Source organism: Rubellimicrobium mesophilum DSM 19309 (genome assembly GCF_000600335.2).
In the GTDB taxonomy this organism is placed as follows: domain Bacteria; phylum Pseudomonadota; class Alphaproteobacteria; order Rhodobacterales; family Rhodobacteraceae; genus Rubellimicrobium; species Rubellimicrobium mesophilum.
This window is the reverse complement of record NZ_KK088625.1, coordinates 1-13,586: the sequence shown is the minus strand read 5'-3', so window position 1 is coordinate 13,586 and position 13,586 is coordinate 1. Positions and strand designations below refer to the sequence as shown.

9 protein-coding genes and 3 pseudogenes are annotated in these 13,586 nt (G+C 67.8%); 9 read left to right on the top strand and 3 right to left on the bottom strand.

The annotated features are described in order from the left end of the window. The 8 genes and pseudogenes from RUMESO_RS21565 to RUMESO_RS21535 all read left to right on the top strand — a co-directional run. Window positions 1-1,314, top strand: a 1,314-nt coding sequence (locus tag RUMESO_RS21565; RefSeq protein WP_051521592.1) for a family 16 glycosylhydrolase, incomplete at its 5' end; no start/stop codon positions are given. Between the two features lie 717 nt (window positions 1,315-2,031). Further along, window positions 2,032-3,045 (top strand): LacI family DNA-binding transcriptional regulator, encoded by a 1,014-nt coding sequence (locus tag RUMESO_RS21560; RefSeq protein ID WP_245639377.1) that lies wholly within the window; start codon window positions 2,032-2,034, stop codon window positions 3,043-3,045. Between the two features lie 50 nt (window positions 3,046-3,095). Beyond that, window positions 3,096-3,638 (top strand): annotated as a pseudogene (locus RUMESO_RS28725) (extracellular solute-binding protein); the annotation flags it as partial. A 91-nt stretch (window positions 3,639-3,729) separates the two neighbouring features. After that, window positions 3,730-4,338, top strand: a pseudogene (locus RUMESO_RS28010) (extracellular solute-binding protein); the annotation flags it as partial. Window positions 4,339-4,391: 53 nt separating this feature from the next. Then, window positions 4,392-5,309, top strand: coding sequence for a carbohydrate ABC transporter permease (locus RUMESO_RS27580; RefSeq protein WP_037283613.1), 918 nt, complete (start codon window positions 4,392-4,394; stop codon window positions 5,307-5,309). Beyond that, window positions 5,306-6,172 (top strand): carbohydrate ABC transporter permease, encoded by an 867-nt coding sequence (locus RUMESO_RS21545; protein WP_037283610.1) that lies wholly within the window; start codon window positions 5,306-5,308, stop codon window positions 6,170-6,172. The genes RUMESO_RS27580 and RUMESO_RS21545 overlap by 4 nt, the downstream gene beginning before the upstream one ends. A gap of 26 nt (window positions 6,173-6,198) precedes the next feature. Further along, window positions 6,199-8,121: a glycoside hydrolase family 127 protein gene (locus RUMESO_RS21540; RefSeq protein WP_037283622.1), complete on the top strand. Its 1,923-nt coding sequence runs from the start codon at window positions 6,199-6,201 to the stop codon at window positions 8,119-8,121. Between the two features lie 5 nt (window positions 8,122-8,126). Further along, window positions 8,127-9,194 (top strand): ABC transporter ATP-binding protein, encoded by a 1,068-nt coding sequence (locus tag RUMESO_RS21535; RefSeq protein WP_037283608.1) that lies wholly within the window; start codon window positions 8,127-8,129, stop codon window positions 9,192-9,194. A 22-nt stretch (window positions 9,195-9,216) separates the two neighbouring features. Here RUMESO_RS21535 and RUMESO_RS28720 read toward each other — a convergent pair. The 3 genes and pseudogenes from RUMESO_RS28720 to RUMESO_RS21525 form a co-directional block, all read right to left on the bottom strand. Beyond that, a pseudogene (locus RUMESO_RS28720) lies at window positions 9,217-9,474 on the bottom strand (calcium-binding protein); the annotation flags it as partial. 73 nt (window positions 9,475-9,547) lie between these two features. Further along, entirely contained in the window at window positions 9,548-10,582 is a 1,035-nt protein-coding gene (locus RUMESO_RS25435) for a calcium-binding protein (protein ID WP_051521591.1), read from the bottom strand. 126 nt (window positions 10,583-10,708) lie between these two features. Beyond that, window positions 10,709-11,992 (bottom strand): LuxR C-terminal-related transcriptional regulator, encoded by a 1,284-nt coding sequence (locus tag RUMESO_RS21525; protein WP_051521590.1) that lies wholly within the window; start codon window positions 11,990-11,992, stop codon window positions 10,709-10,711. Between the two features lie 825 nt (window positions 11,993-12,817). Between RUMESO_RS21525 and RUMESO_RS21520 the strand changes: the two genes are divergently transcribed. Next, window positions 12,818-13,468, top strand: coding sequence for a calcium-binding protein (locus RUMESO_RS21520; protein WP_051521589.1), 651 nt, complete (start codon window positions 12,818-12,820; stop codon window positions 13,466-13,468). Window positions 13,469-13,586: the final 118 nt, after the last annotated feature.

The following is a 13,586-nucleotide window of genomic DNA, read 5'->3' as shown; positions in this document are numbered from 1 at the left end:
GCGGACGGCGCCGCCGAGGTGAGCCTGGGCTCGGCCGCGCCCGGCTCCTACAACGCCACCGGCGGCGAGATGCGCTCGGGCGAGACCGCCGACATCGGCACCTTCGAGTGGGCCGCGCAGGCGCCGCAGATGAAGTCGGGCACCGTCTTCGGCATGTTCGCCATCGCCGCGGGCAGCGCCCAGCGCACGCTCGAGTTCGACTGGGAGTTCGTGGGCGCCGACACCCGGCACGTGCAGGTCACGGTGCACATGGAGAACAGCGCCGGCCAGCACATCCGCAACCTGGAGCGCACGATGGTGGACCTCGGCTTCGACGCCGCGGCCGGGGTGCACGACTACGACATCCGGGTGACCGGCAAGAGCGCGGTCTTCCTGGTCGACGACGCTCCGGTGGCCAGCTTCGACGCCTCCGACATGCCCGGCGGCGTCTGGTACAGCGGCAACCTGCGCAGCGTCGTCAACCTGTGGGCGGGCGACTCGCGCTACAACACCTGGACCGGCGCCTACTCGCCCCTGGCCTCGCCCATCAAGGCGCGCATCGTCGACGCCGACGTCCGCGACGGCGACCTCTCCGGCCAGCCGACGCCGCCGGACCCCGACGGCGCCAACACGGTCCTGGGCACCGCGGGCGACGACGTCCTGGGCGGCACGGGCGGCGACGACGTCATCAAGGGCGGCCTGGGCGACGACCGGCTGAGCCTCGACGCCGGCGACGACTTCGTCGGCGGGGGCGCGGGCAACGACTGGCTGGTGGCCTCGGGCGGCGCCGACATCACGGTGAACCTCGCCAACCGCGACACCCCCCAGGACACCGGCCTCGGCGCCGACACCATCCGCAACATCGAGCACGTCCAGGGCGGCTCGGGCGCCGACACCATCTCGGGGAGCTTCGCCGCCAACATCCTGCGGGGCGGGGACGGCGCCGACACGCTGCGCGGCCAGAGCGGCGCCGACACCCTGGTGGGCGGGCTCGGGCGCGACCTGCTGGCGGGGGGCGCGGACGACGCGCGCGACGCCTTCGTGTTCAACGCGGTCGCCGACAGCGCCCCGGGCGCCACCCAGCGCGACGTCATCGCCGACTTCGCCCGCGGCGTGGACGAGATCGACCTGCGCGGCCTCGACGCCAACCTCGACCTCGACGGCAACCAGGCCTTCGCCTGGAGCGGCACCGGCGCCGAGGCCCACGGGCTCTGGACGGTGGACAGCGGCGCGGACGTCCTCCTGAGGGGCGACGTCGACGGCGACGGCCAGGCCGATTTCGAGATCCAGGTCAACGACCTCGCCGCCCTGGGCGCCAACGACCTCCTGCTCTGAGCCGGCAGCCGGCCCCAAGGCCGGCCCCCCCACCGCAGGCCCACACCCCACCTCGGCAAACGAGGGGGGCCTCGCCAGGCGCCCCTCTCTTTCTGCTTCGGCACGAACGCCATCTGTGGCCGTCGCTGAGCTCAATCCTCTTACAGGAGGTCTCCGTCCCTCTGGCACGGTGCCAAGGCAGGAACGATCCAGCTCGGCACGGTTTAGAAAGGCCGACAGCAGGTCACCACAAAGCAAGCCGCAGACCGCTTTGGCCGGACAGTGCGGTCGCCATGCGAACGGAGGGCCGACCGTAACGATCACTCGAGCGCGACGCGGGTGGCAACGGTTGGCGCGCTAGGCAGTGACCATCTTGCAGCAATCCAGCAGGCCTGGGGCGATCACGAAGCTAGTATTGCCTAGGCTTCCGCCACGCCCCAAAGGTTGGCGGCCATTCGTGGTCTCGCGCGGTGCGATGGCCGGGGCGGTCAATCCGGCTGCTCCACGCCGCCGAGCGGCAGGCTGGGTCGACAGCGATGATCCTGGAGCAGGGAGCTACGGCTCGGGACGTCACCGCCAAGATCCTCGCACCTGGGAAGGTGCCCCCGCTAGCCCGCCTGTCGTCTTGTTTGGACCCGAACCCCGGTGCCCCGCAGTCCACTGCCTTCCACCGACGACTTGACGCATCTGAGAAACCGTTTTACCAAGCTGGGAATAGCTTTTCCTAAAGGGATTGCGGTGGCTGGACGTCGCGCCAATCAGGTTCGCATCTACGACGTGGCCAAGGTTGCCGGCGTCAGCATCGCGACCGCATCCAAGGCCCTTAATGACACCGGCCGGATGGCCGACGCCACGCGGGAACGGGTCAAGCAGGCGGCCGCCGACTTGGGCTTTCGGCCGAATGCCATGGCGCGGGCGCTCATCAGCCAGCGCAGCTTCACCATCGGCCTCCTGACGAACGACACCTACGGGCGCTTCACGTTGCCGGTGATGGCCGGCGTGTCGGAGGCGCTGGTCGACGAGGGCGTCTCGGTCTTCCTCTGCACGATCGAGGACGACCCGGCCCTGGGGAAGGTGCATGTCGACGCTATGCTGAGCAAGCAGGTGGACGGCATCATCGCGTCGGGCAAGCGGATCGACCGTCGCTTGCCGGTGGACCTGTCGAACCTTCCCGTTCCGGTGCTCTATGCCTTCACCGACGGACCCGAGGAGGCCGTGACGCTGGTGTCCGACGACGCGCAGGGCTCGCGCGAGGCGGTCGAATGGCTGGTCGGCCTGGGCCGCCGGCGGATCGTCCATGTCACCGGCCCGGACACCTTCGCATCGGTGCAGGAGCGCGCGGGAGCCTTCCGCTCGGTGGTGGGCACCGCCGGACGCGTGCTCTTCGGCTCCTGGTCGGAAGCTTGGGGGCACGAGGCCGTCGGGCAACTCTGGAACGAGGGAGGGGACGCGCCGGACGCCATCTTCTGCGGCAACGACCAGATCGCTCGTGGCGTCGTGGATGCCCTGCGGGAGCGCGGCATCGTCGTCCCTGGCGAGGTCTCGGTTGTGGGCTTCGACAACTGGGAGCTCATGGCCGCCGCCACCCGGCCGCCACTTACCACGGTCGACATGAACCTGAAGGAGCTTGGCCGGGAAGCCGGCCGGCTGATCCTGGCCCTGGCGGAGGGAGCTCCCGTGGAGCCGGGGATCCGCAAGCTGCCGTGCCAGCTTGTGATCCGTCAATCCTGCGGAGGTGGTCTCCGCGGCTGACCAACGCCAAAGGGCCGGCGGCACAAGGGCCCACGGGAGGAGAAGAGAACATGATCCGCGGACTGTTTGCAGCGACCAGTGTCGTGACGTTGGGCCTGGCATCGAGCGTCATGGCACAAGAGACCATCAACATGTGGGTGCGCACCGGCATCGGGACGGCGTTCACCTCTCTGGCCGACGCCTACAACGCCAGCCACGAGAACCAGATCGCGCTGACCGAGGTGCCGTTCTCCGAGCTGGTTCAGAAGTATGCCACCGCCATCGCTGGCGGGCAGGCCCCCGACGCGCTGTCCCTCGACCTGATCTATACCCCCGCATTCGCGGCCGCCGGGCAGCTCGAGGACCTGACCGACTGGGCCAAGGGGCTGCCCTACTTCGACAGCCTCGCCCCGTCCCACGTCCGGCTCGGGACCTATGAGGATCGCATCTACGGCCTGCCGCTGCTTGTGGAGACGTCGGTCTTCGCCTGGAACAAGGACCTCTACGAGGCCGCCGGGCTCGACCCCGAGAAGGCGCCCACGAGCTGGGCCGAGATCGAGGCCAACGCCGAGGCCATCCGCAAGCTGGGTGACGACACCTACGGCTTCTACTTCTCGGGTGGCGGCTGCGGCGGCTGCATGATCTTCACCTTCGCGCCGCTGACCTGGGCCTCGGACGTCGACATCCTGTCCCGAGGACGGCCAGACCGCCACGCTGGACACGCCGCAGATGCGGGCGGCGGTCGACGCCTACCGCACGATGGTCGAGAAGGACCTCGTGCCCGAGAGCGCGGCCACCGACAACGGCGTGAACTTCCTGTCCTTCACCAACGGCAAGATCGGCCAGCAGAGCATCGGCGCCTTCTCGATCGGGTCCCTGGTCAACGACCACCCCGAGATCAACTTCGGCGTGACGCTGATCCCGGGCATCGAAGGTGGCGCCTCGTCCTTCGCCGGGGGCGACAACATCGTGGTGACCGCCGGTACCCCCAAGCTGTCGGCGGTGCAGGAGTTCATCGAGTTCGCCTATTCGCCCGAGGGCCAGAAGATCCTGGCTCAGAACGGCTCGATCCCGACGCGGCTCGACATCGCGGACCAGACGCTCGAAGGGCTCGATCCGCGGCTGCAGGTGGCCGTCGATGCGATCGACGTGGCCAAGACGCCGTACACGCTGCTGTTCAACGACCTGATCAACAGCGCCAACAGCCCTTGGGCCACCTTCACGAACGCCGCGATCTTCGGCGACGACGTGGATGGCGCCTTCGCCACCGCGCAGGACGACATGCAGGCGATCATCGACAACGCCGCGCCCTGACACCCATGGGTCGGGGGGCCGGCGGTCCCCCGGCGCAGCCTCCGGAGCCCGCCATGACCATCGCAGCCGTCGCGCCGGTCGCCGGTGCCACCCGCCGTCGCTCGAAGGCGCATCAGTGGAAAGGCCTTCTCTACATCGCGCCAGCCATGGTGCTGGTGCTGGTGTTCTTCGTCCTGCCGGTGCTCTTCACCGTGTGGATGAGCTTCCACAACTGGCCGCTCATGGGCCAGCCCAAGTGGATCGGCCTGAGGAACTACAGCCGGATGCTGTCGGATACCCGGTTCCTGTCCGCCATCGGGTTCACCGCCTTCTACACGGTGATCGTCACCGTCGCGATCTTCGCGCTCGCCTTCCCCCTTGCCCTCTTCGTGGAGCGGGAGCGGCGTGGGGTCGGGGTCTACCGGAGCATCTTCTTCCTGCCGGTCGTCGTGGGGCTCGCGACGGCCTCGCTCCTCTGGACCTGGCTCGCCAACGTGGACAGTGGCCTCTTCAGCCCCGCGTTGCGCGCCCTGGGGCTGACCGAGCACAGCATCAATCTCCTGGCCACCTTCGAGGGCGCCTTCACGACGATCGTCGTCATGGTGGTCTGGAAGATCGTGGGCTTCACCATGATCCTGCTGCTCACCGGCCTGCAGGCCATCCCGTCGGACCTGACCGAAGCCGCGCGCATCGATGGGGCCGGCCGATGGCAGCGGTTTCGCCATCTCACCCTCCCGCTCATGCGGCGAACCCTGGCACTTGCCCTGATCCTGTCGATCACGGGCTCGGTCCTGGCCTTCGACCAGTTCTACATCATGACGAGCGGGGGCCCGCAGAACAGCATGATCTCGGTCGTCTACTACATCTTCAACCAGTCCTTCGTGTCCTTCCATCTGGGCTATGGTGCCGCCCTCTCGATCGTCCTGCTGATTGCGCTGGTGGCGCTCAGCGTGGCGCAGCTCTGGCTCCTCCGCGTGGAAGACGAGCGATGAGCGCGGCCGCCAAGGCGCGGCGGCACCGGCGCCGGCTCTGGGGCAGCCTGGGCTACCACGGCTTCGGGGTCCTGGCCTCCCTGTTCTTCCTGGCCCCCTTCGTCTGGGCCGGCCTGGCGTCGCTGCGGCACGGGACGGAGTCGCAGTCGCCGCCCCTGCCGCCGTGGCCGACGAACGGCATCAGCTTCGACGCCTACGCGATGCTGGACACCTTCGGAGCCGGCGTCTGGCGGCACACCTTCAACTCGCTGCTCGTGTCCGGAGGCACGGTGTTCCTGACGGTCATCGTCTCGCTCCTCGCCGGCTACGGCTTTTCCCGCTACCGCTTCCCGCTGAAGAATGCGCTCTTCGTCCTGATCATCGCCACGCTGATGATCCCGTTCCAGTCCATCCTGACGCCGCTCTTCATCATTCTGGCCAAGCTCGGGCTCAACAATTCGCTGCTCGGCCTCACGCTGGTCTATGTCACGCTTCAACTCCCCTTCTCCGTCTTCATGATGCGCAACGCTTTCGACGCCGTGCCGCGCGAGATCGAGGAGGCGGCCCGGATCGACGGGGCGCGCGATTTCCGGCTTCTCGTGCGGGTGCTGCTGCCCCTGGTGATGCCGGGCGTGGCGACGGTCGCGATCTTCGCCTTCCTGAACGCCTGGAACGAGTTCCTGGCTGCCCTGATCCTGCTGTCGGACAACGACAAGTACACCCTTCCCGTGCTCATGACCGCCGTCCGGGCCGGACGCCTCGGCGCGATCAACTGGGGCGCGGTCCAGGCTGGGGTCATGGTGATGACCATCCCCTGCCTCCTCATCTTCCTGGCGCTCCAGCGCTACTACATGCGCGGGCTCATGGCCGGCGCCGTCAAGTGACCTCCCAACCTCGGATGCAAGAGAACATGGCCCATTCGCCCAACCGGCAGTTTCGTCCGCTTCCCGTTCCCTCCGTCACCGTCGAGGGTTTCTGGGGGTCTTGGCAGGACGCGGTCTGCGAGCACACCGCCGCCACACTCCTCGACCGCTGCGTCGAGGCCGGGATGCTCCGCCAAGTCGATCCCGATCAGCCCAGCCCGGGCATCGTCATCCCGATCGTCACCTGGCTGGGCACGCCGCAGATGTTCTGGGACAGCGATCTCGCGAAGTCGATCGAGACCATCGCCTATTCGCTCTACCGCAAGCCCAACCCCGAGCTGGAGGCGCGCGCCGACGCAATCATCGATCTCTACCAGAGGCTCCAGGACCCGGACGGCTATCTCAACTCCTTCTTCCAGCGCATCAAGCCCGAGTGGAAGTGGACAAACCTGCGCGACTTCCACGAGCTCTACTGCGCCGGCCACATGATCGAGGCGGCGGTGGCCTACTACCAGGCGACCGGGAAGCGTAAGTTCCTCGACGTGATGTGCCGCATGGCCGACTATCTGGTGCGGATGTTCGGCCGTGGTCCCGGCCAGGTGCGCGGCTATTGCGGCCACGAGGAGATCGAGCTCGCGCTCGTCAAGCTCGCCCGCGTCACCGGCAATCGGGCCTACATGGACCTTGCCAGGTTCTTCGTCGACGAGCGCGGGCAGCAGCCCAACTTCTTCATCGAGGAGGCGATCCGCCACGGACGGGACCCGAAGGGGGTCCAGAAGGACACTTTGGGCTACAGCCAGTCCCACATGCCCGTGCGCGAGCAGACCAAAGTGGTGGGCCATGCGGTCCGTGCGATGTACCTCTACTCCGGCATGGCCGACATCGCGACCGAGTACCACGACGACAGCCTGACCCGCGCGCTCGAGACGCTTTGGACGGACCTCACGCAGAAGCAGATGTACGTCACCGGCGGCATCGGCCCGGCCGCCGCCAACGAGGGCTTCACCGACTACTACGACCTCCCCAACGAGAGCGCCTACGCCGAGACCTGCGCCTCGGTCGGCCTCGTCTTCTGGGCGTCGCGGATGCTGGGCCGGAGCCCCAACCGCCGCTACGCCGACGTGATGGAGCAGGCGCTCTACAACGGCGCCATCGCCGGGCTCTCGACCGACGGCAGGACCTTCTTCTACGAGAACCCGCTGGAGAGCCTCGGCCACCACCATCGCTGGGTCTGGCACCCGTGCCCCTGCTGCCCGCCCAACATCGCGCGGCTCGTGACCTCGCTCGGCTCCTACATCTACGGCGTCGCGGACGACGAGGTCGCCGTCCACCTCTACTGCCGCAGTCAGGCACGGATCGAGCTCGCCAACGGCGCGAGGTTCACGCTGTCGCAGGACACCGACTACCCCTGGTCGGGCGACATCGGGCTGACCGTCGAGGCGGAGGCTCCCGCGCGCTTCGCCCTGTCGCTCCGCGTCCCCGCCTGGGCCAGGGGACCGCGGCTCGCGGTCGGCGGCGAGGCGGTGGACCTGACGGAAGCCTCGGCTGACGGCTATGTCCGGATCGAGCGGGAGTGGCAGCCGGGCGATCGCATCGACCTCTCCCTGCCCCTAGAGCCGCGTCTCCTGCGCGCTCACCCCGCCGTTCGCCAGGACGCGGGTCGGGTTGCCCTCATGCGCGGGCCGCTCGTCTACTGCCTCGAAGGCGCCGATAACGGGGTGGGGCTGAACTCGATCCTGCTCGGGTCGGGCGCGGGCGAGGCCCGGACCGCCAACCTTCCCGACCTGGGGGGCGCGGTCGTCCTGGACCTCCCTGTGCAGCGCGAGAGGGCGGAGGCCTGGGGCGACGACCTCTATGCCGAGAAGGAGCGCGCCACCGAACCCGACACGGCCAGGCTCGTCCCCTACCACCTTTGGGACAACCGCCAGCCCGGCGAGATGCTCGTCTGGGTGCGCGAGGCGCGGGGCTGACGACAATGGCCAACGCAACCGGCATGGCCCTGCGCCAGGTCCGCAAGAGCTTCGGCGGGCACGAGGTGATCCATGGGATCGACCTCGACATAGAGGCTGGGGAGTTCGTGGTCTTCGTGGGACCCTCGGGCTGCGGGAAGTCCACCCTCCTGCGGATGATCGCCGGGCTCGAGGAGGTGACCGACGGCGAGATCGAGATCGGCGGTCGGGACGTCACCAATCTCGACCCGTCGGTGAGGGGCATCGCGATGGTGTTCCAGTCCTACGCGCTTTACCCGCACATGAGCGTGCGCGACAACCTGGGCTTCGGCCTCAAGATGGCTCACTCGTCCAAGGGCGACATCGAGCGGCAGGTCGAGGCGGCGGCCCGCATCCTGAAGATAGAGGCCTTGCTCGACCGTCGCGCCCGGCCAGCTCTCGGGGGGCAGCGGCAGCGCGTCGCCATCGGCCGGGCCATCGTGAGGAAGCCCGAGGTGTTCCTCTTCGACGAGCCGCTCTCCAACCTCGACGCCGAGTTGCGCGTCTCCATGCGGATCGAGATCGCCCGGCTGCACCGCGAGCTCGGCAACACCATGGTCTATGTCACCCACGACCAGACCGAGGCCATGACCCTCGCCGACAAGATCGTGGTCCTGCGCGACGGCCGCATCGAGCAGGTGGGCTCCCCGCGCGAGGTCTACGAGGACCCGGCCAATGCCTTCGTCGCGGGCTTCATCGGCTCGCCCAAGATGAACTTCCTGAATGCCGTCGCGATGCCGGACAGCACGGTGACGGTTGCGGGGGCACGCCTGGCGCCGGCCACGAGGGCGCGAGCCGTGGGTCCCGTCACGCTCGGCCTCCGGCCGGAGCACCTCGTCCTTGGCCCCTCCGGCGACGATGACCTGCCGGCGTCGGCCGAGTTCACCGAGTATCTCGGCGGCACGCGCTTCCTTTATGCGCGCTTGGCGGATGGACAGTCGATCGTGGCGGAGCATCGAGACGGGCCGGATGTCGTGCCGGGCCAAATGGTGCATCTGCGCTGCCCGAAGGAGCGGATGCGCCTCTTTGCAGGGACGGGCGAACGATTGCGGTGATCCGGGCGCCGCCCGTTCCGCCCCAAATCTGGTCGGTGCCTGCGCCAGCCCTGAGGCAGTCGGCTCCACCATTTCCGAACAAGATGTCGTTGCCGGCTTGGCCCCGCAGGTAGTCGGTTCCGCTCCCGCCGGATAGCGTGTCGTCGCTGGACCTGCCGTAATGGTGGTCGCTTCCTGCAGGGACCGGAAGTTCGTCCCGGCCCCCTGCGCCCCACAGGTCGTCATCGCCATCGGACCCGACCAGCGCTCCCCTGAACGGACCTGAAAACCTAGCGGCCACCGAAGCCTCCTCGGTTCGGGCGTGAACCCGGCTTGGGCGCAGACCCGGGTCCTCCTAGATCAGCAGGATGTCGTCAGCCTCCACGACGGCATCGGCCTGGAGGTCCGCCACCAGCGTAATCCCGCCAGCCTTGCTGCCGTTCCTGTCGAACCAGAGCGTGGCGTCGTCGGTGTCGAAGATGAAGCGGACCGCCGCATCCTGGGCGACATGGCCTGCGCCGGATTGAAACTGCTCGTCCGCCAGGTTGGCCGGCCTTCAGGCCGCCGCCGAAGCCCAGAGCCCTTATGACGATCTCGTCGTCATCGCCGCTCGCGTCGCCAAAGTCGCGTATGGTGTCGCCGCTCTCCTCGCGGGAGGCGAAGGCGAAGGCGTCATCCCCCGCGCCGCCCCTGAGCAAGTCCACGTCCTTGCCGCCGTCGAGGGTGTCGTTGCCCGTACCGCCCCCGAGCCGGTCATCGCCCCTGCCGCCAAGCAGCAGGTCATTGCTGCCGCCCGCCCGCAGAACGTCCTCGCCCCGGCGCCCATCGAGCGCATCGTCGCCCGCGCCGCCCCGGAGATCGTCGGCGCCCCGGCGGCCGACCAGGAGATCGGCGCCTCCCAGGCCCTTCAGGACATTGTCGCCCCGGTTGCCGTTGAGAACGTTCTCGAGGGTGTTGCCCGTGCCGTCGATATCCTCCGTGCCGTCCAGCCCCAGGTCCTCAAGCCCGAAGCCCAGCGTGTAGGAAACCAGCGCCTGAACCGTGTCCACGCCGCCCAGCGCATCGTCCGTGTCTTCGGTCACCACATCGCCTGATTCATCGACGCTGTAGGCATCATCGCCGGCTCCGCCCTCCATGGTGTCGGCGCCTCGCCCGCCGGTGAGAACGTCGTCGCCCTCGCCTCCGAAGAGCTGGTCGTCGTCGCTTCGGCCATCCAGGACATCGTCCCCCGCGCCGCCGTCAACGATGTCATCGCCTGCACCACCATCCAGGACATCGTTGCCGTTCTCGCCGGTCAAGGTGTCGTCGTCGTCACCCGGCGTGGTGCCCAAAGGATCCGCGATGACGCCGTCCGAAACAGAGGTCGGCGTGATGATGTCATTGAGATCGGTTCCCGTGTACGTGCCCATGCTGCCCTCCCTGGGTCTGAGGCCGTGACACACGCGACGTGATGCAAGTGACACGAGTGTTGCGGGTGCGACCGAGAATCCCTCGACAAGGGGTGCCGCGCATCTATCGTTTGATAGATGGGATGATCAGGGCTCTTCGAGGACGGCGATCTGCGTGGCTTCGCGAGCCTTGCGGGGCGCCGCACCTGCGGCTTCGCCGACGAAATCGAGCACCTCACGCCAGCGGACATAGCCGACGAGCTGGCCGTCGTCGGGATACTGGATCAGTCGCCAGTCGGGATGGAGAGCGCAGTAATCCAGGGCCGTGGCCAGTGGCGCGTTGCCGTCCTGAGCGCCGTGGATCAGGGTGACCGGACAGGAGACCCGCCCGAGTCCCTCGGGCCAGGCCTCGTGGAACCGACGAATCTCGGTGGCGACCGTCGCTTCCATCCGGCTGTCATGACCGAACATGTAACCGGTCCCCGCCACCACGGCTTCCATGACCTCCGGATCGGAGAAGGCGCAGGCGTCAGCCGGCGAGGTGGAGGCCAGCATCCCTCGAAGGTATCGCTCGATGCCGTAGCGCAGCATCGTCAGCCGGAAGGCCTTGGTCATGAACGGCAGGATGCGGGGCTCATACCGCGCGCAGGTCCGCACGAAACGGGTGACCGGCATCAGTCGCCTGTAGTGCGCATCGTTCAGGATCGGGAAGCCGCTTCCCACGCTGACAATGTGGCGCACGTCGGCAGGAGCGGCCTGGGCCAGCATCAAGGCGACGCGGATATCGTCGCCCATCGACAGCACGACCGCTGGCCCAAGGCCAAACCGAGCCATCATCTCGCGGGTGTCCGATACGGCGACCTCGAGCACATCCCGGCCCCTCGGCGCGGGGTCGCTGCCTGCCCAACCGGCTCGGATCGGCACGATCACCCTGAGTCCTCTCCGCGCGAGGTCCCTTTCGGCCGACCAGGGGAAGCGGAAGTAGCCGTAGTAAGTCTGCAGGCGGACGACTGGCGCCCCCTCGGGATCACCGAAGCTGAGGACCTCGAGCCGGCGGCCGTCGCGCAGGCGGATAAACTCGTGATGCGGCTCCGAGGGCACATCGATCGGCTGCGGTGAGAGCTCGATGTCCACCGACTGCCGTAGCAGGCCGATCAGCCGAACCAGATCGGCCTGGCTGGCGGTTCCGGTCTTGTCCAGGATCGAGTGAAGCTGGCTGCGTATCGTGCCGGCACTCCGGCGCGTAGCCTGCGCGATCGCGCCGACGGTACCTCCGGCTGCCAGCCATCGAGTCACCTCGATCTCGGCCGGGGTCAGGCGGAAGTATTCGGCGAGGAAGCCTGACAGGCGCTCCGGCCAGGCCTGTTCGCTGGTCACGACCAGGAAGCAGGGGCGGCCATGCCGGAAGGGAAGCGCCCTGACATTGCACATGGAAGACGCGTTCCGAGCCGTTCCACCGGAGCTGCACCACGTCGTCCCGACCGGCCGGAGCGAGCTCCAATGCTTCGAGTCGCTCCCGGAGCAGATCGATCCCGGACGATTCGACGGGTAGGCAGGCGAAGGCTTCCCCGGGCTGGATGCCGAAGATCATCCGTGCCGCCTCGTTCGCGGTCAGCACCCTTGTCTCGGCCGACAGGACCATGGCCGCGCCAGGCACCTGCCTGAGGATCGCTTCGACTTCGACTAGGTCGTAGCCGAGATCCCTTTCCAGAACCTCGATCGCTCGCGCGATCTCGGCGGCGAAGGTCAGGCCAAAGCCCTTGCTTCCGTCCTCAGCGGCAACACCGATGTCCGCTCTGGTCCCCGACCTCGCGCTGGCGCTGTCCCAGGTCCGGAGCAGGGCCTGAAGCCGCTCCGGCGTGACCTCCTCATCGTAGAAGTGCGCGACCAGGCTCTGGGGGGTTGCGACCTTCATTGGAAGGCCTCCGGAGCAGGAACAGGGCTATTCGTCAGGCAGTCGTTCGGAAGGCAGCGAAGACTCTAGTGTCGGCGTGATCGCCCGACCTGTCAACGCCGCAGGGCTGCCGGCGAAGTGGATGCAGGCTTCCATCCGGTCGGCTAGGCATCGCGCCGGAGCGAACGAGGCGCGCGTCGTCTCGAAAGCCTTGGCTCGATGTCGTCGAGGACGAGAGGTAGGAAGCAAACGAAGTTGATCGCGCTGTTCCCTCGACAGCGTCCCCGCCGTAGACCTTGGGACAGTCGGGCGCCGAGCCCCATTCCTGATTTCAGCGGCCGAGTTGGAGGTCTATCGGTCCTATGGCTTGGTTCACCTTCACCGATGCATCCCAAGGGGTCTTCCTGGTTCGGCTTTCGGACGCGGAACTCGTCGCTCATGCCCGGGCGCTTCTGGCCGGCGAGGAGTCCGAGCCCCGGATCGGTGGCACCGTGGTCAAGTCGCCGACGCCCTACAACATCGGCTGGTCCTATCATCTGGATTCAAGGGAGGTCTTCTTCTTCGAGCTGTCCACGGAGGTGGGCGACTCCACAATGTCCTATATCGAGAACCACTTGGGCGAGGTCGGCGGCGCGCTGCTGCCCGGAAGGGTATGGACAGGTTGGTCCTCGACGCTGACTGGAGAGCTCGATGCCAAGCTGGGCGGCCCCGGGGTCGATGACATGTCGGGCACTGCAGGCGCAGACCTCCTGTTCGGGCACGCTGGTGGAGACGGGCTCAGCGGAGGCCGTGAGGACGACCACCTGGTCTGTGGCCGTGGTGACGACCTTGCCCGAGGTGGGCTTGGCGATGACAAGCTCGGCGGCGATGCAGGCGATGACCTGCTCAGCGGTGGGAGCGGCCGCGATCTCCTGACCGGAGGAGCCGGAGCCGACAGGTTGGCCGGAGAGCGGGGAAACGACCGCCTAAAGCGGTTTGCCTTTGACCTGAATCGGGGCTGCTGGGGAGCTTGAGACTGTGATTCACTTCCTTTGGGGAGGTGGATCATGGGCCGACCTTACTCGATGGACCTCCGCGAGCGCCTCGTGGCCTATGTGGAGGCGGGCCACTCCTGCCGAGCGGCGGCGCGGG

Excerpts from the sequence above, each read along its gene's own strand:
- RUMESO_RS27580 (WP_037283613.1), top strand. The coding sequence starts at position 4,392 with ATGACCATCGCAGCCGTCGCGCCGGTCGCCGGTGCCACCCGCCGTCGC.
- RUMESO_RS21545 (WP_037283610.1), top strand. The coding sequence starts at position 5,306 with ATGAGCGCGGCCGCCAAGGCGCGGCGGCACCGGCGCCGGCTCTGGGGC.
- RUMESO_RS21540 (WP_037283622.1), top strand. The coding sequence starts at position 6,199 with ATGGCCCATTCGCCCAACCGGCAGTTTCGTCCGCTTCCCGTTCCCTCC.
- RUMESO_RS21535 (WP_037283608.1), top strand. The coding sequence starts at position 8,127 with ATGGCCAACGCAACCGGCATGGCCCTGCGCCAGGTCCGCAAGAGCTTC.
- RUMESO_RS25435 (WP_051521591.1), bottom strand. The coding sequence starts at position 10,582 with ATGGGCACGTACACGGGAACCGATCTCAATGACATCATCACGCCGACC.
- RUMESO_RS21525 (WP_051521590.1), bottom strand. The coding sequence starts at position 11,992 with ATGTGCAATGTCAGGGCGCTTCCCTTCCGGCATGGCCGCCCCTGCTTC.
- RUMESO_RS21520 (WP_051521589.1), top strand. The coding sequence starts at position 12,818 with ATGGCTTGGTTCACCTTCACCGATGCATCCCAAGGGGTCTTCCTGGTT.